19 protein-coding genes are annotated in these 19326 nt (G+C 35.5%); 11 read left to right on the forward strand and 8 right to left on the reverse strand.

The window, feature by feature from the left end:
* The first annotated feature begins 512 nt into the window (after positions 1–512).
* The 5 genes from FLUTA_RS15175 to FLUTA_RS15195 all read left to right on the forward strand — a co-directional run bounded on the left by FLUTA_RS15175 (position 513) and on the right by FLUTA_RS15195 (position 4477).
* Positions 513–1496: a CBASS oligonucleotide cyclase gene (locus FLUTA_RS15175; RefSeq protein ID WP_013687777.1), complete on the forward strand. Its 984-nt coding sequence runs from the start codon at positions 513–515 to the stop codon at positions 1494–1496.
* Between the two features lie 2 nt (positions 1497–1498).
* Positions 1499–2008 (forward strand): HORMA-1 domain-containing protein, encoded by a 510-nt coding sequence (locus FLUTA_RS15180; protein WP_013687778.1) that lies wholly within the window; start codon positions 1499–1501, stop codon positions 2006–2008.
* 116 nt (positions 2009–2124) lie between these two features.
* A complete protein-coding gene (locus tag FLUTA_RS15185; RefSeq protein ID WP_245545450.1) occupies positions 2125–2892 on the forward strand; it encodes an ATP-binding protein in 768 nt (255 codons plus the stop codon).
* Positions 2889–3710: an SMODS-associated NUDIX domain-containing protein gene (locus FLUTA_RS15190; RefSeq protein WP_043023862.1), complete on the forward strand. Its 822-nt coding sequence runs from the start codon at positions 2889–2891 to the stop codon at positions 3708–3710. The genes FLUTA_RS15185 and FLUTA_RS15190 overlap by 4 nt, the downstream gene beginning before the upstream one ends.
* A gap of 347 nt (positions 3711–4057) precedes the next feature.
* Positions 4058–4477 carry a DUF6943 family protein gene (locus tag FLUTA_RS15195; protein WP_013687781.1) on the forward strand — a complete coding sequence of 140 codons (420 nt, stop codon included), beginning with the start codon at positions 4058–4060 and terminating at the stop codon, positions 4475–4477.
* A gap of 63 nt (positions 4478–4540) precedes the next feature.
* Here FLUTA_RS15195 and FLUTA_RS15200 read toward each other — a convergent pair whose 3' ends face one another.
* From FLUTA_RS15200 to FLUTA_RS21630, 8 genes are all read right to left on the reverse strand, one after another.
* Complete coding sequence (locus tag FLUTA_RS15200; protein WP_013687782.1) at positions 4541–4723, reverse strand: hypothetical protein; 183 nt, start codon at positions 4721–4723, stop codon at positions 4541–4543.
* A 25-nt stretch (positions 4724–4748) separates the two neighbouring features.
* On the reverse strand, positions 4749–4958 hold the full coding sequence (locus FLUTA_RS15205) for a hypothetical protein (RefSeq protein WP_013687783.1): 210 nt from the start codon (positions 4956–4958) through the stop codon (positions 4749–4751).
* Positions 4959–5003: 45 nt separating this feature from the next.
* Positions 5004–5210, reverse strand: a complete 207-nt coding sequence (locus FLUTA_RS15210) for a hypothetical protein (protein ID WP_013687784.1) — start codon at positions 5208–5210, stop codon at positions 5004–5006.
* 22 nt (positions 5211–5232) lie between these two features.
* Positions 5233–5442, reverse strand: a complete 210-nt coding sequence (locus FLUTA_RS15215; protein WP_013687785.1) for a hypothetical protein — start codon at positions 5440–5442, stop codon at positions 5233–5235.
* 76 nt (positions 5443–5518) lie between these two features.
* Complete coding sequence (locus FLUTA_RS15220) at positions 5519–6268, reverse strand: hypothetical protein (RefSeq protein WP_013687786.1); 750 nt, start codon at positions 6266–6268, stop codon at positions 5519–5521.
* A gap of 867 nt (positions 6269–7135) precedes the next feature.
* A complete protein-coding gene (locus tag FLUTA_RS15230; RefSeq protein WP_043023561.1) occupies positions 7136–8089 on the reverse strand; it encodes an ISAon1 family transposase in 954 nt (317 codons plus the stop codon).
* Between the two features lie 19 nt (positions 8090–8108).
* The gene (locus tag FLUTA_RS21760; RefSeq protein ID WP_043023560.1) at positions 8109–8462 is read right to left on the reverse strand and encodes an ISAon1 family transposase N-terminal region protein; all 354 of its coding nucleotides are present in this window, start codon (positions 8460–8462) and stop codon (positions 8109–8111) included.
* Between the two features lie 27 nt (positions 8463–8489).
* Positions 8490–8651, reverse strand: coding sequence for a hypothetical protein (locus FLUTA_RS21630; protein WP_169312092.1), 162 nt, complete (start codon positions 8649–8651; stop codon positions 8490–8492).
* A gap of 263 nt (positions 8652–8914) precedes the next feature.
* Between FLUTA_RS21630 and FLUTA_RS15240 the strand changes: the two genes are divergently transcribed.
* The 6 genes from FLUTA_RS15240 to FLUTA_RS15265 are packed head-to-tail and all read left to right on the forward strand — an operon-like array spanning position 8915 to position 19222.
* A complete protein-coding gene (locus FLUTA_RS15240) occupies positions 8915–9115 on the forward strand; it encodes a helix-turn-helix domain-containing protein (protein WP_013687788.1) in 201 nt (66 codons plus the stop codon).
* The gene (locus FLUTA_RS15245; RefSeq protein WP_013687789.1) at positions 9105–12404 is read left to right on the forward strand and encodes a helicase-related protein; all 3300 of its coding nucleotides are present in this window, start codon (positions 9105–9107) and stop codon (positions 12402–12404) included. The genes FLUTA_RS15240 and FLUTA_RS15245 overlap by 11 nt, the downstream gene beginning before the upstream one ends.
* A complete protein-coding gene (locus tag FLUTA_RS15250; RefSeq protein WP_013687790.1) occupies positions 12401–13543 on the forward strand; it encodes a PDDEXK nuclease domain-containing protein in 1143 nt (380 codons plus the stop codon). Before FLUTA_RS15245 ends, FLUTA_RS15250 begins: the two co-directional genes overlap by 4 nt.
* A 5-nt stretch (positions 13544–13548) precedes the next feature.
* The gene (locus FLUTA_RS15255; RefSeq protein WP_013687791.1) at positions 13549–17064 is read left to right on the forward strand and encodes an Eco57I restriction-modification methylase domain-containing protein; all 3516 of its coding nucleotides are present in this window, start codon (positions 13549–13551) and stop codon (positions 17062–17064) included.
* On the forward strand, positions 17061–19028 hold the full coding sequence (locus FLUTA_RS15260; protein WP_013687792.1) for an AAA family ATPase: 1968 nt from the start codon (positions 17061–17063) through the stop codon (positions 19026–19028). Before FLUTA_RS15255 ends, FLUTA_RS15260 begins: the two co-directional genes overlap by 4 nt.
* A complete protein-coding gene (locus FLUTA_RS15265; protein ID WP_013687793.1) occupies positions 19025–19222 on the forward strand; it encodes a hypothetical protein in 198 nt (65 codons plus the stop codon). Before FLUTA_RS15260 ends, FLUTA_RS15265 begins: the two co-directional genes overlap by 4 nt.
* Positions 19223–19326 lie beyond the last annotated feature (104 nt).

Below are 19326 nucleotides of genomic sequence, written 5' to 3' on the forward strand. Positions count from 1 at the left end.
TGTTCACTTGTTTTCTTCGCCTGTTCGTCCTGCGTCGTCAGTCGCGGCTACTCTGCCACCCCAAGCCCCTGAAAAGGTGTTCCCGGAAGCTCGTCCCTCACTCTCGTCCACAATTAATTCATGGGGTGTCACCGCCGCTTAAGTAATGCTCGCCTGCTACATCGCTCGGGCTTCGGGTTTGTCACATTTTTTGTAGCCAGGCACAGCCACTTGCGCAAAACAAAAAAACCGCCAAACCCTCGTGCATTCTGCATAGGTCATTCCCACAGTTTCCAACTGTTCTCCATTTCCACCCTCGCTCAACTCGCGGGCGGCTCGCGTCGTTCCAGTCGTACCTTCTTCCACTTGCTTCACAGCTTCCGGAAACCTCCAGCTGTTCGCCTGCTGCCTTGCTCCACGCGGCAGCGCTCAGGGCTGTTTTACCTAGACTATAATAAAATTTATGTCATTTTGGCATTAAATGTTTTTGGGAACACTGTTTGATAGAGATAGATTTATAAATTAATCTAATCATGCTACTGAATAATAATCAATTAGGCGTCTTTGTCAAAAAGATAAAACTTCAGCCAGAAAATATGGCTAAGTACAGAGATCAACTCACAAATCTGAAAGAGAAACTAGAAAAAAAGATATCTGACGACACAAGTAATGGTTTGAAGGTTACCAAATATCTGATCGCTGGCTCATGGAAAAAACACACAATATTAAAACCAACTGGGGAAAACCCTATTGATATTGATTTGATTCTGTTTGTTTCAGGGGATAATAATGTTCAAAATGATCTGAAAAAGCTCTACGATTACATCATTGAGTACCTGAAAGCGATTTACCCTCAAAAAGATATTGACAGAGATGTCGATGCTGAAGGAAACACTAAATCGCTCACGATTACATTTACAGGTTCCGGATTACAGGTAGATATCGTTCCTGTAGTTTCATTGGCCTCTCCAGCTGAATATGTATGGCAACCAAGCAGACGGGGAGGAAAAAAGTACATTACAAGTATTTCAAAACAATTAGGGTTTTCAGCAAATCTCAGAAAGAATAATCCTTCTTACACGTCTATTGTTAGATCACTAAAATGGTGGAAGAACTATAAAGAACTATGTCCAACAGATTCAGAACCTGGATTATCATCTTTTACTATTGAACTTATCGTCGCGTATTTGGATGAAGAGTTTGGAGTGGAAACCAATATCGAAGAAGGAATTATTAGATTCTTCCAATTCATGAGCTCACCAAATTTCCCGATAATTAAGTTCAGTGATTCGATTAATTCTGTCCCTGCAACATTTGACTCACCAATATATGTAGCAGATAATACAAATAAGGAAAATAATGTCGTTAAACGACTTGATCGCACCAAATGGCAAGAAATATTTGACGAAGCCGAGGCAGCTTTTGACACATTGAATATTGCACAATCTAAAAATAACGAAGGAGATACCATCCAAGAATGGAAAAGTGTTTTTGGACCATCTTTTAATATTAAATAACTATGTACGGAACTACTACTAAAACCAGTACTTACACAGTACTTGACATCAGAAAAACATTTGAAGGCTGCGAAGCTGATATTAGAACAATTGCTAGAAGAACAGGAAAATGGTCTATGGAATACGTGGATAATATTTTCCATGACATACTAAAACTCGCTGAGGGAAATTACTTAAACTCAGTTGATATTATACTTCAAGAAAATGTATCGGATAAGGTTGTAAGAGCTTCTAAATTCCTCGTTAATTCACTTGGAAATGCAAGTGATAGTGACAGAGCCGGAAAAAATAATGATTGGACTGATATTCCTAACACACATCTTTCTGTCATTTTGTCATACACCCAGAAATGGAAAATGCTTACTGCTGAAGGTAAAAAAAATGTGACCGAAAACTTTAAAGTTTCCTGGGGACCGTCATCAATAGATAACAGTTTTCCTCATTTAGCGAAGAATGACGCTCAATTATACGCAAGTAAAGGGTATGAACTTCAAAAAACCAACTACAAATGATAGAATCAATATTTGATAACATCCTAGAATTGCCTAGTGCTTCAATTGCCGAAAGAACAAAAAATCTGATCGGTTTTGAAAGCAAATTTGAGCGAATCTTTTCAAATCTGAAATTGTTGCTTGATCAAGAAGGATTGATTGAGTGGAGTAAGAAATTTCACAAGGTTGAACTTCCAATTATTGGTCAGTTAAAAGATAAATACCCGCTAATTATCCTCGCTGGAGATGCTGGTACTGGAAAAACTGTTTCGGCTGAAGCTATAGCTGACAGGATGGTAAGGGAGCTGAAAAAGGAAGGTTTTTTCCTGAAATTAAATACAAGAGTTAGAGGAGAAGGTTTGCATGGTCAAATGGGAAATTTAGTAAATGATGCTTTTTCTGAATTAAAGAGACAAGCAGGAAAACGTAGAATTGCTTTTCTTTTGATTGATGAAGCTGATGCAATAGCATCAACGAGATCAACAATGCAAATGCACCAGGAAGAAAAAGCAGCAGTAAACACATTGATTCAAAAAATTGATGAAATACGTGAACTGAACGGCAGAGCAGTCTTATTTATGTCAACAAATCGTCTTCATTTTATTGACGAAGCAATTGTTAGACGTGCTGCAATTATTTTGGAATTCGAAAGACCTATTAAAGAAGAAAGGATTGAGTTATTTAAACAAAGTCTTGAAGGAATTGACTTTTCCACAAAGCAATTAGAACATTTAGCAGAAATTACGGGTCCGGAAAAAAATGATGGACTTGGTTTTTCATTTTCTGATATCAGACTTAGAATTCTTCCGGAAGCCATCGCTGCTTCATTTCCTGACAAAGAACTAACATATGAAATTCTAACGGAAACAATTTCTAAAATAAAACCTAGCCCTCAAATTATATGAAAAAACTCATACCATTTATAGTGGCAATAATCCTAATGATTATTGGCTTTATTGAAAATAAGCACTTTTGGGAAACGAAGTTTGGTCAAGCTGGCATTGTGACATGTATTACACTTCTTGTTACATTCATAACGGATAACTATGGAAAAATTAGATTTCATTTTATCACAAAATGGCTTCACGGAAAGAAAGACATACGTATATCCATTGCATATCTATACCGCATAAAATCTGGAAATTCTTATCTTTTAGTGAAAAGTAGAACGAGAAACTATTATCAGCCTGTTGGTGGCTGTTACAAAACACTTCCGGGTTCTGAACAGAAATTTGAAGATTTAGGAGTTAAGCCGGATCGGAAATTTGAAACAGAAAAAGGTATTGCTAAAAATGATTTGCGAGTATATGTTAAAGGAAAATATGTGATAGATTTTTTAAAATGGTTTGATTCAAAAAAGGATAGAGAAATTTCACCTTGGAGAGAGTTTTGCGAGGAGTTAATTGACACAAGTATACTCCCGTGGAAACAATTTCGATTCATTGATTACAAATTTAAAGATCAAGTAAGATCTCCAATTATTACAATGGATAATGGAGGAAAAGGAATGTTCATTTTTGATATTTTCGATCTTGTTGTAAATGATGAGCAAAAGCCAATCTTAGAGAAATTGCAAGAACAAACTGCCTCTGAATATATTTGGGCAACTGACGAATTAATTCAATCTTTGGGTCATGATATTGGTACAAAACAATATCATTATGAAATATCTCCCCATACAAAATACGCTCAAAACCTAAAATGGTCAAAGGAGAACAAATAACTTCTTCATTTAATTCATCGCCAAGTTAAAAAATAAAAAATGAACGCAAAGTTGGGGCTTGGCTAGCCTTACTGCAAGGTCAAGCCCTTCGGGTTTTACTCAAATAATCTCCACCCTTGGTTTTTCGTTCCTGGTATCGTTTTTCCTGGTAGTTCAAATCTACACTACCCAACCAATTCCCGTGATGAGGTCGGGTAGTATTTTTTGAGCAAAAAACCTTGCATCCAGTCAATCCAAGCCCCGGAAAAAGGGCTTTCTTTTTTCTTTTTTTTTCCGTTTTTTTTCTTCCTTCTTTTGAAATAATTGCGCGGAGCGAAGCGACAGAGCATAATTTTTAATCCATAATTATGTTTCAGTTTAAGCTAAAATGCCACCGCGTGAACGAAGAATACAAAGGTTTCCACTTCTTCATTCTCAACAAGGGTTTGAATAGTGGAAAACCGCTTAATGAGCCTTGCCCGAACTGCTTCGTTTGCATCTGCCAGTCCGAACAGGAAAAAGAATCCCTCTACTGGATCACTTTCGCGTTGTGGCAGGGAAACCGTTTCCGCGAATTCCTCTACGGTTCTGCAATCCCGTTCATCAGGATCAACGATCTGAAAAACTGCCTGAAATACGGAATTGAAGGCAGTAAAAGAAACAACAAGATCTTTTATTCAGGTATAGAACTGCTTCAGGAGATAACCACTAAAGATCTGCGTCATAGGGAGATTTTGAAAACCTTAAATAAATTGAAGTACGCCCTGATAAGAGACATTTTAAGGTAAAACTAAAAAAGGTCGCCCGAAACCCGGGCGACCTTCACGATCAATTTTATTTCAAAGAACGTTTTAACGTTTCATTTTCTTTACCAGCCACTTCAAAAACAACGATACGCCAAAACTTACAATGGCTCCGACAGTTGCCAGGATCGCGGTCTTGATATAATCCTGCGAACCAATGTTCGCGGCCACGGTGATCACCGTTCCGGTTGCCGTTCCCAGTGCGGTACTATGTTCATTTGGCTGAATCATAAAGTTGCTTTTAAACGGTTAATAATTATTCAGCTGCCGTCAAGGCAGCAACGGAGGCAGAACGTTGAATATGCACGCTCAGAAACAGGCTTTCCGTATCCTCGGTGGTTTCCTCGTCAACTTCAATTGCCACAAGGTTTACTTTGTCAGCCAGTTCAGTTCCTGCCTTGAAACGAGGTCGTTTTTTATCCTTGATAGTCACGACCAATTCACTTTTTACTTTTTTCTGTTCCATTTTTACTGGATTTTAGAGTTTATACACTTTCCCCACGATAGGGATTTACTTAATTTTCAAGAGCCTTTTCGAATACAGATGGAGTTTAAGTTCCATCACATTCGAATCGCGCTCTTCCGTTTCGTTTACCTCAACGGTGAGATTCACAGCACTGCTCAATTCAGCCCCGGCTTTAAACCGCGGACGCTTCCTGATCTTGACCTGGAGCACCAGGTCATCTTTTGGTACGCGGTTCTTTGAGAAAATTCCCATGTGTACTTTTTTAAGGGTTCAACTATTGTCTGTCTGCCACCACCGCTTGCGCCACCGCCGTCGCAACCGAACCCGCAACGACCAAATAACCGCCAACGGTTACGAGAGTGGCAGGAATGGCTACAGGAGCGGCGAGAAGCGCGCCACCCGCAGCTGTCACAATCAGACCAAAATTTCGAAGCTTCCTGAAGAACTTCGGGGTGGGTGACTTCATGCGTTTGATAATATTCATTGGTCCTTTCTTGTGGAAGAGATTCAGGCATCATGCCCGAACCTCCTTCCGGATGAATAAATAATTTACTGGAGTTTTACGCCACTTCCACAATGCACAGCGCATTGAAAGCGCCATTCTTCAGCGAGTATTGAACAGCATTTACTTCCTGGAAGAATTCAATCATCAGGAGAAAAACGCCTACACCCGCGCCAGCTGGTTCCGCAGCCGGAACCAGGTTGACGTTGCTTGGAGTGGCATCGATAGGAAGGTTTACAGCATCTGTAAACTCAATCGTTTGCTCATTCGTCACAAAGTCAATCTTAGCCCAGCCACCGCGCAAAGTCATGTGCGTAGCACCTCTCGGGAAAGCAACATCGTTCAACGGAACCAGGTCCGTGATGTTGATCTCGCCCGTACCGGTATCAACCTGGTAGGATTTGTACAGCACACTTCCCAAAACAGCCCTGTTGTTGAAATTGAATCCCTTCAGGCGCGCTTTGGCAGCAGGAAGCGCCATTGCCGTTCCAACCGTTCGTTCACCTCGCGCGCTCGTCGCATCGAGATTCTTGATCGATGTCATGAGCTTCGTCAAACGGGCGGTTACCCTTCCGTCACTCGCAGACATCATCAACGTCCGGACAGCATCGCGAACCAACTTTCCCGAAGTCGCGGAAGAACCAAACTCGGCTCCGTTTTCGCGAGTCCTGGCAAATGCCGGATCGTTTGCAATACGCGTTCCATCAACACCACCTTTTTCACGCACAAGATTCCCATCCCTTGACTGGTAAAATGAGAGGTCGCCAACTTTTCCTTTCAGCTTAATGATACCTTTTTGTCTTGCCATAATCGTATAGTTTTTGATTTAGCCGATTGCGACCTTCGCAACCCTTAAACATCATTCATATCGCGAATAGAATTTCAGTCCGTTACGTTAAAGTTATGTTGGTAAAACGACCCTTTTTTACGTGTAATAACGCTTGTGGTGCTTTGGTTTACTTTACTTTGAAACCATGGTTCACCCATCATAAAATTTGCCGTGATTCGGCTCATTTTGGTGCGACATAATGAATAGCGTAAGTATGTTTAAAGTATGGATAGTGTATGAAAACTATACCGAAAGAAAACAGCGGCGCATCGTGATCACCTTAGAAGCAAAAGGCTTCACGCTGAAAGCATATCACGAAGTGAACGGCTTACGACATACGAAAGCATATAAAGGCTTGCAGAATCTCCAAAAAAACGCACACAACGCACGAGAAAAAAATAAGATTTTACCTCATTAAATTTGGTCTGTTTTGTAGGCAGATACTAAGTAAAGTCGTATCTTTGTAGTGTAGGAAAAGTTCTTTGATTCAATACAAAACAATGCAATTTTCAAGAGACCCATTCGGGTCCCTGAATTAAGCGAGTTTTCACAAAATATAGTATTTACAAGGGTTTCCCCCGCATTTGGCTAGTCCCAGCCGAATCACAAACGATTCCAGCGGGATCACTAGAAAGCCTCCTTTAAGGAGGCTTTCTTCGTTAATACCTACCAAATTTCAAGCAGGTACAGCGTTTTCATGCTTTTATCTGTTCTCAACAAAAACAAATAATTTCAATTAAAAACAAAAAATCAGCTAGCTATTTAGCCAGCATATTTTCTGTTATATCTTGCTGGCTGAGAATTGCTACAAACCAATAGTATAGGATCAAGACCAAATTCTGGGGACTAAGCATAAATTTGCGTTAATCGGAATAAAAAATATTGGATATCCCTAACACCTCTAAATTGAGATCTAAATGCTTTTATTTTGGCATTAAATGCTTCAGCGGAAGCATTTGTACTTCGGTTATCAAAGTAATTGAGGATTGTTTTGTAATGATTTTGGATTGTTCTAGATATGGAGTTGAAAGATTTAAAACCAGCTTTAGTTACTTTTTCATGCCATTTGGCCAATTTGGTGTAAGCGTAAATTTTGTCTTTGGTTTGTTCAAAAATCCCTTTCAGTTGTTGTGCTAGTTGATAAGCTATTTGGATATCTGGATAAAGATAAAATAGGATTTCCGCTCGTTGTTTTTGATTGAAGGTCCATTTAGAAGGTTTTTTATAAAGTACGTATCTGCTTCTTGCTAATAATTGCCTGATGGTATCTCCGTTTTCAAGGATAACAGGATGGTATGCTTTCTTTTGATTCTTTGCTTTTTCAATGGCTTCATTTTCTGCATCGAGCGCTTCCCATCGATGCTTTACGCGAAGCTCCTGAACGGCTTCCAAAGCTAGTTTTTCGACATGGAAACGATCTGTAACAAGCACAGCATCTGGAAAGTTTCTTTTTGCAATCAAATTCATGCTTCCAGCCATATCCAGAGTTATTTCTACTACCTTTTTACGAAGCTTTAGTGGAATTTTTTGAAGTATTGTTGTAATGTATTCGGAGTTGGTTCCTGTTATAATTGCGACAATGGATCCTTGTTTTCCTTTGGCTGCTTTGTTGGTGATGATGGTGTAAAGCTCACCCTGAGATAGAGAGGTTTCATCCAGGGATAAATGAGTTCCAATATTATCGGTAAAAAGTAAATACTCTTTGGCATGAGCAAGCTGTTCCCAGTTCCTAAAATCACTTAACCAATCCTTATGCTGTCGTTGTAGTTTCTTACCCTTGACACCATAAAATGAACCAATAGTATGACAGCTGAACGGTTTAGAAGCGACTGATTTGTTTTAAAAAAGAGGCAAACTCATCGGTCATGCGAGTACCTTTAGCAACGATATTCCAATCTCTTTGAACAATCTCCTTGGTGTTCTTATCAGTCCATCTTCTGCGCTTTACATGCAGAAAAACATGTTTACCTCTGAGTGGAAAATCCTGAATCGTAATTTCATCATGGAATCCTTTAGAGATTAATTCTTTATGAAGATGCTCTGTTGGTGGTTTATTTAATTCTTCAAAGTAAAGATGCAACGTTTCATTTTGCTTTTCAACTTTCATGAAGTCAAAGAAATCAACCAATAACTCTGGAAGTACCAGTTTCAATAGTTCAATTTGTGGATCCAATCGCTTTTTTTTCCAAAGTTCTAAATTCTATTCAAATTCCTCCCCAACTTTTGTGATTGATCCGCTAAACAGTAATTTTTTAGCCAGCAAATATGAAGACAAATCTAAAGCTAAGTTTTTTGTTTTATCCAAAATAACATCAAGCAGTTCGGCAATGAAACCAACTCCATGGCAGAGATACTTTTGCATAGATATGATTTACATGTAAATCTTGGAATTGTAACCCATGGCACTACCAATTTGAATGCGAATGAGTTGGAGAAACTGTATGGTAATCGGGTTCGTTCACGGCTGCGGAGTATGTTTAATTTGATATTATTTCCGCTGTCATCTTTTGACAAGCGGAAATAAAGGTTGAGCCAATTGCGATTATTAAGTTGTTCATAACTCTCCTGTTTTTACCAACTATCCGTTGGTATTTTTTCCTAAATTCATCATCTCATTTTTATCACATGAACCGAATAAAAGATGTTCTTCAAGAAAAAGGTATTAAGCAAACCTGGTTAGCAGAAAAGCTAGGTAAAAGCTTCAATATGGTTAATGATTACTGCAACAATCGAAGACAACCAACAATTGAGGTTTTATATCAAATTGCTAAAATATTATCTGTTTCACCAAAAGAATTATTAAACGATCAATCGAATGAGCACTAAGTTTTTTACAAATACTGAGGATAAGACCGTTTTCCAAAAATTCAAAGGGATTCTTGAAAACATGAAAGACATTTATGCATTTCATGCAGTGGTTGGTTATTTCAGATCTTCAGGTTATTTTGCTTTGCAAGAATATTTAAAAGATATCAAAGACATAAAAATCCTTGTTGGAATCAATGTTGATGAAATGTTTGCAGAGTCACAACGAAAAGGATTGCTCTATTTTGGTGATGAAACTAAAACAAAACATGAATTTTTGAATTGGTTTATCCAAGACTTGAAAGATGCGAAGTACTCAGAAGAAGTTGAAAATGGAATTTTAAAATTCATTGAAGATTTGATTTCTGGTAGAATTGAAGTTCGTGCACACAACTCTAAAACTTTGCATGCTAAGTTCTATTTATTTCTTCCAGAAGTACATACAGAGCATTCCGATGGTTGGGTAATAATGGGGTCTTCAAATCTCACTGAAGCTGGGCTTGGAATCAAAAAATCTCCAAATTATGAATTGAACATTGCATTGAAAGATTATGATGATGTTGAGTTTACTAAAAAAGAATTCAATATCCTTTGGGAGCAATCTACTCCAATCCTTCCAGCAGATATTAAAGAATTCAAGAAGAAGACGCATATTGGACAAAATTATACTCCTTTCGAGATTTACCTGAAATTACTAATCGAGTATTTCGGTAAGAATATAGACTATGATCCTGATACCGTTGGAGATCTTCCCAAAACCTATAAAAAATTAAGTTACCAAATTGATGCAGTAAACCAAGGTTTCTCAATGTTAATGGAGCATAATGGGTTTTTCCTTTCGGACGTTGTCGGTTTAGGTAAAACAATAGTTGCTTCAATGATTGCTAAACGCTTTATGATAGCTAATGGCTCCATGAACACGAAAATATTGGTTGTTTATCCACCTGCATTAGAAAAAAATTGGAAAAGCACATTCCGAATGTTTGGTTTGGATAAACACACAAAATTTATAACCAATGGTAGTTTGGATAAGATTATCAAAGGTGATGATCTCAATTATTGGTTGAAAGAGGATTATGATTTGATTCTTGTTGATGAGGCACACAAATATAGAAATCACGCTTCAGCAACTTTTGCTCAATTGCAGCGGATTTGTAAGGCTCCAAGAAATGGTGATGGATTGGTAAAAGGAAAAAACAAAAAAGTAATGTTGATTTCTGCTACGCCATTAAATAACAGACCTCAAGATTTATACTACCAATTATTATTGTTCCAGGATGCAAGAAAGAGTACTTTACCTGTAACAAATCTCCAGTCTTTTTTCGGACCAATAGTTCGTGAGTATAGAGACATAATGAAGGAAGATAATCCGGAAATACAGCGAATTCGTGATATGTATAATCAAATTCGTGAGCGAGTGATTTCTCAAATTACCGTGCGTAGAACAAGACGCGATTTAAAGAACTATCCTAAATACATTGATGATTTGAAAGAACAAGGAATTGTTTTTCCTGAAATAGCTCCTTTAAAACCAGTTGTATACTCTTTGAATTCCAAATTAGGCAAGTTATTTTATCAAACCATTTTCTATTTAACCGATGAAGATAAAGTCAACTATTTCAGGTATCAAGCTATTCGCTTCTTGAATCAAGACGACAGAGATAAATATTATGAGCAAGCAGTTCTCGTTTCGAAGTCGCTTGCTGGAATCATGAAAACATTGATGGTGAAACGATTGGAAAGTAGTTTTCATTCGTTTAAAATCACCTTGAGAAATTTGATGGTCTCAACTGAACGAATGATTCAAATGTTTGAGAATGACAAAGTCCTAATTGCTCCTGATTTGAATATAAATGAGTTAGTTGAGAAAGGCTTTTCAATGGAAGAGATTGAAGAGTTAATTGAAAAAATAAGTGTTGAAAATCCTAGAAACAATGTATTTAAAGCTGAGGATTTTGATCCGGATTTTTTGGAAGGGCTAAAAAAAGACCATTCGTTATTAAAAGACTTGTACAAACAATGGTCCGAAATCAAAGAAGACCCCAAGTTGGATGAACTTCTAAAGACCTTTGAAAACGAATTGTTCAATAAAGAGATTAACCCAACTGGACAGTTAGTAATTTTTACAGAAAGCAATGATACAGCAGAGTATTTGTATGAAAAGCTGAAGGACTATGACGGCAAAGGTGTGTTGAAAATCTCTTCTGAAAACAGGAAAAAGGTTTTTGAAACGATTCAGAAAAATTTTGATGCAAATTACATTGGTGAGCGAAAAGACGATTACCATATTCTAATTACAACAGATGTTTTGGCTGAAGGTGTAAACCTACATCGTGCGAATGTATTAGTAAATTATGATACACCATGGAACGCAACCCGTTTAATGCAAAGAACGGGGCGTATTAATCGAATTGGAAGTATTGCAGGTGTTGTTTACAATTACAACTTCTATCCCTCGCAACAAGGTGATGAAGAAATTAAATTGTATAAAAATGCCCTAATTAAGCTTCAAGGATTTCACAGTGCCTTTGGTGAAGATGCTCAAGTCTTTACGCATGAAGAGTTAGTTGAACAGTTTGAATTATTCAAAGAAGGAATGCCTGACGAAGAAGATAAGCGCCTCAAATATTTGCGTTTCATCCGGGAGTTTAAAGATGCTAATCCTATTGAATTTAAGCGTATCAAAGCTTTTCCTATGAAAGCGCGAACAGCTCGTAAGAATTCAAATGCAAAAGATGATTCATTGAATAACGCAAGCTTGGTCTTTTTGAAATCACCATATAAAATGGAGTTCTATAGTGTTTCTGCTGAAAAGAAGGTAGTGCCTTTAACTTTCATTGAAGCTGCTGAGTATTTTGAATCAAATGCTTCCGAACTGTCTGGTGAATTGCCTACTTCTCATTTTGGTCAAGTGCAAGCTGCATTAGATGAATTTGATAAAGAATTTTTCAGTTCTACTGACGAAGGTGTTACAACGACGGATAAAGCTGATGCAATTAGTGCGCAAGCCAAAAAGTTCTTACGTGAACAAAAAGGGATTACACGTAGTGAAGAAACCAAAAATGCTTGCACTGAATTGATTGAATTGGTAGATAAAGGAACATTTACTCCTTTGCCAAATGAAATTCGAAAAATGAAACGTGAGTTGGATAAGCGTTCGATTACTCACGGTCAAGTAGATAATCTGATTATTCTACTTTCTAAAAAATACAGTCTTTCTTCCAGTGAAACAGATTCAAGTGATTCTCAGCAAGAAATTGATGTAAATATTACTCCTTCCATTGTGATCACTGAAACTTTTGTTCCATGAAAATAAATAGCCTCGTTCATCAAATTCAACTGATCGATTCTAATCTTTCAGTTCAAGCAAATAAAGCAGTAAATCAATTGCTTACAATGCGTAACTGGCTAATTGGTCATTACATTGTTGAGTTTGAACAAAAAGGTGAAGAAAGAGCAACTTATGGCGATAAATTGATTGAAACACTAGCTGAAAATCTAAAAATCGCTAATGTAAAAGGTTTGTCTTCTAGAAATTTAAACTTGTTTCGAGAGTTTTATTTCGCTTTTCCTGAGATTCTGCAGTCAGTGACTGCAGTATTGGATAACCCTTCAAATAAGATTTCGCAGTCACTGACTGCAGAATTGAAAAACGTAGAATTGGGAACTCTTCAGTCACTGACCGAAGAGTTGGAAAACAGGACCCAAAGCGTTGATAGCACACAAGATTCTCTCGCTACTAAAATGATTGAATCGCTATCATTCACACATATAACACTACTCATTCCAATTTCAGATCCATTAAAACGAACCTTCTATATCATTGAAGCGATTAAAGGTACATGGTCAGTCCGCGAACTAAAACGACAAATCAATGCCTTGTTGTTTGAACGCTCTGGAATTTCTAAAAAGCCAGAATTGTTAATACCCCTTGTTCAGACAGTTCCGGAACAACAAAAAGGTTTGGTAAAAGATGTGTATACGTTCGAATTTTTAGGACTACCGATCAAAGATGCTGTTGAAGAATCAGATTTAGAATCAGCACTCTTAGATCATTTACGTGAGTTCATATTAGAATTGGGTCATGGATTTTGTTTGGAAGCAAGACAAAAAAGAATCCTAATCGGCAACGAATACTACTTCATTGATTTAGTATTCTACCATCGTATATTGAAATGCCATATTCTCATTGAATTGAAAGTGGAAGAGTTCAATCATGCGAATGCTGGTCAACTAAACACATACCTGAACTACTACAAAAAAGAAATGAAGGAAATCGGTGACAATGAACCAATTGGAATATTGTTAGTAACTGATACAAACCAAGCATTGGTAGAATATGCAACTGCAGGAATGGATCAAAACCTTTTTGTCAGTAAATACCTCCTGCAGTTACCAAGTATTGAAAAATTGACCACATTCATTAACCAAGAATTGAAAAGCATTTAAACACCATGGATAAAGCACAATTACAAAAGATATTTTCAAATGCTTATAACCATGAGAATTGGCTTGAAGTATTAAAAACCGTATTTGGCGCACGCCAACTATTGGTGCAACCAAAACAAATATCGCTTCCTACAAACGATCTTGCTGACAGTGCATTTGAATTAGGAAATATAACAACAACAGACGATCGAATTATAGGTTTGTATAAAATTGAAGTAAAAGCGAACGTGTTTTTAGAACGCAATAAAGTTGGGTTACGGAAATTATTGCGGGAGGTTTATCAATACGATGTAGATGGAGCATTAGTTGTCTTTGTACAAGAGAATAAATGGAGGTTGTCATTTGTTTCTGAAGTAAAGGTTTTAAATAATGAAGGAGAAGTAATAACTGAAGCAACCGAACCTAAACGTTTTACATATCTTTTAGGAGAAGGGGAACAAGTGCAAACACCAACTATTTTCCTTAGTAAACTTTCAGGAAAAGTATTTTCTCTAGAGGATATCAGAAGATCATTTAGTGTAGATGTACTGAATGAAGAATTTTACAAGATTATTCAACAGAAATTCTATGAATTGGTGGGGGGTAAAATAGGATCCGTAAAAAAACAAACGGATTTTGGAGATGGGAAGTTAATTCTGCCAGATCTTACAAAGGATGCAAGACAGGTATATCAAGAATTTGCAGTCCGATTAATAGGTCGTTCTGTATTTTGTTGGTTCCTCAAAATGAAAAAAGAAAAGAATGAGGCTTCTCTTATAGCAGAGGAATTACTTTCCTCAAAAGCTGTTAATGCTAATAAAAATTATTACCATACAATTCTGGAGAGATTGTTCTTTCAAACATTGAATACACCTATGGACGAACGGTTGGATAATCTTCCATACGGCTGTGAAAAAGTTCCCTTTTTAAATGGAGGGCTTTTTGAGCCAGGTGTTGATGACTATTACAGACTTAATAAATTAACAGGTCTTTCCGAAAATATTGATACTCTAATCATATCTGATAAATGGTTTCAATCTTTTTTTGAAGAATTAGAAAAATACAATTTTACAATCGACGAAAACTCGGTTACCGATGTTGAAGTTAGTGTAGATCCAGAAATGTTAGGGCGGATTTTCGAAAACTTATTAGCAGAAATAGATCCGGATAGTGGCGAAACAGCGAGAAAAGCAACAGGGAGTTTTTATACTCCCCGCGAGATAGTTGATTATATGGCGACAGAATCGTTGGTGCAGTACATTCATAATAAAACAACTATTTCTCAGCATAAATTGCGTACTGTTTTTAAAATGTCAGAAAACGCTGAAATTGAATTCAATGAATCAGATAGAATTGGAATTCTGAAAGCCCTAGATACAGTGAAAATATTAGATCCTGCTTGCGGGTCAGGAGCATTTCCAATGGGGGTACTACAAAAAATCGTTTTAGCCCTACAAAAATTAGATAAAAATGCTGTGTGGTGGATAAAGCAACGTATCAATGAAAATAAAAATGCAACAGCGAGAAAAGCCGTAAAAGAAAAATTAGAAGGAAATTCACAGTATGCACGTAAAATAGGAATTATTCAGAACTCACTATATGGAGTAGATATTCAGCCGATAGCGGCTGAAATATCGAAACTACGTTGCTTCTTGACTTTAGTGGTCGATGAGCGCATTGATGATTCAAAACCCAACCGTGGAATTGATCCATTACCTAACCTTGAATTTAAGTTTGTAACTGCAAACACCTTGTTGAAACTTCCAGAACAACAGTCACGAGGTTTATTTGATCATTTCGAAGAACTAGAAGAACTAGAGCAGCTTAGAACAGATTATTTACAAAGTTCAGGAAATGAGAAATATAAGATTAAGGATCAATTTCCACAAGTTCAACGGAAAATCTTTAAAGAACAAATGAACTTGTTTGTTGATACTGAATCTAGAGCCTATAAATTAAGTACTTGGGAGCCATTTGGTCATAACAAAGCTGAGTGGTTTGATCCAGATTGGATGTTTGGAGTCAATCAATTTGATTTGGTGATCGGAAATCCACCTTATGTTCAATTACAAAAAGATGGTGGGAAATTAGCAAAACTATACCAACATTTAAATTATGAGACATTTGAAAAAACTGGTGACATATATTCGCTTTTCTACGAAAGAAGTATAGAATTACTTAATGATACAGGAATATTATGCTTCATTACTTCAAATAAATGGATGAGAGCAAAATATGGAATGAGTCTTCGCCATTTTTTCGCTAAAAAAACGACACCAATTCTTTTAGTAGATTTAGGAAATGTACAGGTTTTTAGAACGGCTACTGTAGATACCAATATATTATTTACGAAATCAAAATTATATTTGAAAAGTAGTGACTTCACAAACTTTGAAGTAATAAAATTAAATTCAGATTTTGATATAAAGCAACAAAGTATAAGTCACTATATTTTAAATAATAAGTATCCTTTAACAAATATAGATTCAAATGCCTGGGTTGTAGGCGATAAGGATATTTATGATATCAAAGATTTTATCGAAAATCAAGGGATACCATTAAAAAACTGGTTAATTAAAATCAATAGGGGTTTATTAACTGGATTCAATGAAGGTTTTATTATACATGAAGACGACAAAAACCTTTTAATTCAAGAAGATTCTAATTGTGAACACATAATTAAACCAATACTTAGTAGTTCTCGAAATATTGAAAAATGGTATCCTAACTTTGAAAATAAATTTTTGATTACTATCAAAAGCGGATGGACAAATCTTTACAGAAACGGCAAAGAACCAGAACAATTTTTCAAAGATTCATTCCCTTCAATATATAAATATCTTAAGTTCAAGGGTGACGCATATACAGGTAAAGATAAAGGATTATATAGACGTGATGATAAAGGTGACTATTGGTGGGAATTAAGAAAATGCGCATATTATGACGATTTTGAAAAAGATAAAATAATTTTTCTTGACATTACAAAGTATTTTCCATTCGTTTATGATGAAAATGACCACTTTTTGTGTACTGATCGGTTTTTCATTATGAGTGGTGAACATTTGAAATATCTTACTTGTATATTTAATTCAAAATTATTTTATCATTGCTTTGCCGATGATTTCCCTGAATTGCAAGGTGGCAGTAGGAAACTCCAAAAAATATTTTTTGAAAAAATTCCAGTAAAAAGAGTTTCTGAATCTGAAGAAATACCATTTATTAAAATAACTGACTATTTAGTCTCCCTTAAAAAGGAAAATTCTAAAGAATTCAATGACAATTTTATTTTAATATATTTCGAGCAAATTGCCAATGCTTTGGTATTTGAGTTGTACTTTAAAGAAGAGTTTAAAATTCGTAACCTTTACATTGCTAAATATATAAGTGATTTACCAGATTTAAATATTAGTGAAATAGCAGTTCATCAACTTCGGAAAATTTATGTTTTAATAAACCAAGAAAATCACCCATTAAAAGAAGCTATGTTTAATATGCTTGCTATTCCTCAAATTGAATTAATTATGAACAGTAGCAAAATATGAAACGGATATCCGAAATAGAATTCGTCAATTATAAAGCATTTTATAATAGAGGTGAAGAAAATAAAATAATTATACCAGAAGGAAAGAGTGTTTTGATTTATGGTGAAAATGGAAGTGGGAAATCAAGTGTTTATGAGGGTTTGAAACAATTTTTCAATAGTTCGGATAACACTGTAGAAGTAATTCCGTCAAGACACATCGCAGTTTCAAAAACAAGGATCAAAAATGAAGATACCGATATACAATCGGAAGTATTAAACGATGTGTCAGTAAAAATAACTTTTACAGATGTTCACGGATGTGAACAACGCGAATTTGGCGTGACAAATAACAATATCCAAGGAGCAAATTATATTGCACAAGCAAATTTATTGAATAGTTTTCTATCTTATCGTGAATTACTACAAACATATTTAATGGATGATTTACGGGATAGAACCGAGTTTCGAAGAAGGTTTGCGAATCTATTAATTGAAAATATCCTGGCTAAACAAAAAAATAGCGTAACTCAAAGATCTTATCTTCACTCATGGGAATCTCTTTTTGCTCCTAGAGCTTGGTATAAAGAAGAAAACTTAGCTTTATTTGCTCAAGGTTTGGATCTAGATATCCGAAGAATAAATTTAATCCTAAATGAAATTATTAAATTTTTCGAGCCACATCTTGAAGTTCAATTAGTGTTTATCGAGCCTTATATTGACTATATACATTCTTCTAAAAAAGAACGAACGGGAAAACATCCGATTTGTGAAATTGATTTATCAGTTAGTTTATTTGGTTTGGATACTGAAAATGATGAAGAAAATCATTTAACGGTACTCAATGAAGCTCGATTGTCCGCATTGGCAATTTCAATTTATTTTGCAGCTTTAATAAACACACCCCAGAATAATTTTGATTTTAAAATTCTTTATTTAGACGATATTTTTATAGGTCTAGACATGAGTAACCGACTACCTCTTTTAAATATTCTAAAAAACTTCAAAAAACCAATAATTGAACACTTTGTTGATGAAGAGAATGATAATAAAATAATTGAAAGAATAAAACGTAATGCAGATGTAATTCAAACAGAGCCAGAACCTTTCTTTACAAATTATCAAATTTTCATTTCAACTTATGATAGATTTTGGTTTCAAGTTGCTAAAAACTGGTTTGAAACAAAATCTAAAGGAAAATGGTGTTATTTAGAATTATATGCGAATCAAAAAGTAGGTTTAGCATTCAATACTCCTTTGTTTTTTAATTCATTAGATTATATCCAAAAAGCTGAATTTTATTATTCTAAACATGATTATCCTTCTTGTGCAAACCATCTTAGAAAAGCTTTAGAAAAGAGAATAAAAGAACTACTTCCAGCAAATAAGCATTACGGTGAGTATTTTGACCATGAAACTGGAATAACAGAAATCAAAAAACTAAAAACTTTAAATCAATATTTAGAAAAATTCATTGATTTTTGTCAAGACAATAGTATTAATGCTTCAGAATTGACTGATTTAAAAAACTTAAAAGATTGGTATTTTAACCCTTTTTCTCATGACAATATTGGAACACCAATTTTTAAACGAGAATTAGATCTTGCTTTTGATTTAGTTTCAAAACTTGAGCGCTTCACATTTAATATTTTACTTGATGCAGGTCAACATCTTTATTTTGATTTCGACAACGAATTAGGTCAAACACGTAGGTATATGATTGAATTGCAAGAGAATTTAAGGTGGATTGAATCTGAACAAGGTATTTTATTGACTAATCCTAAAATTAAATGTTTTGAGTGGGTAAAAAATGGAGAAACACAAACCCAAGATTGGGACGGTAAATTAATTACTTTTTACAATAACAAATGGAAAGCTTTGATAAAGGATCAATCATTACCTGATTATTCAATGGAACATGTATTGAATTCAATTAAATACTCAAATAATAAAAAATCATTAATAGAACTTATTGCATTGCTATGAGTAAAATGTACGCCGAAATAAAGCGCATTGTTGATGAAGATATCAGCCCTCGTATGACACAAATTGATGTCATTAACGAAGCTATAACTAACGCTATTCATGCAGATGCTACTGAAATAGTTTGTGAGTTAGGATCTACAGATAATCCTGTTGATGATGGCGAATCAATTGTTACAGCCAAAAAAGTAAAATGAATCTATTATCATTTATTTTAGTTATGTATCAAAAAAGGATTTTCAATTCAATACAATAAATGAACTATATGATAAAAAAAGCAAGAATTAACTTATAAGTGAAT

The sequence above is a fragment of the Fluviicola taffensis DSM 16823 genome, assembly GCF_000194605.1.
GTDB classification, from domain to species: Bacteria; Bacteroidota; Bacteroidia; order Flavobacteriales_D; family Crocinitomicaceae; genus Fluviicola; species Fluviicola taffensis.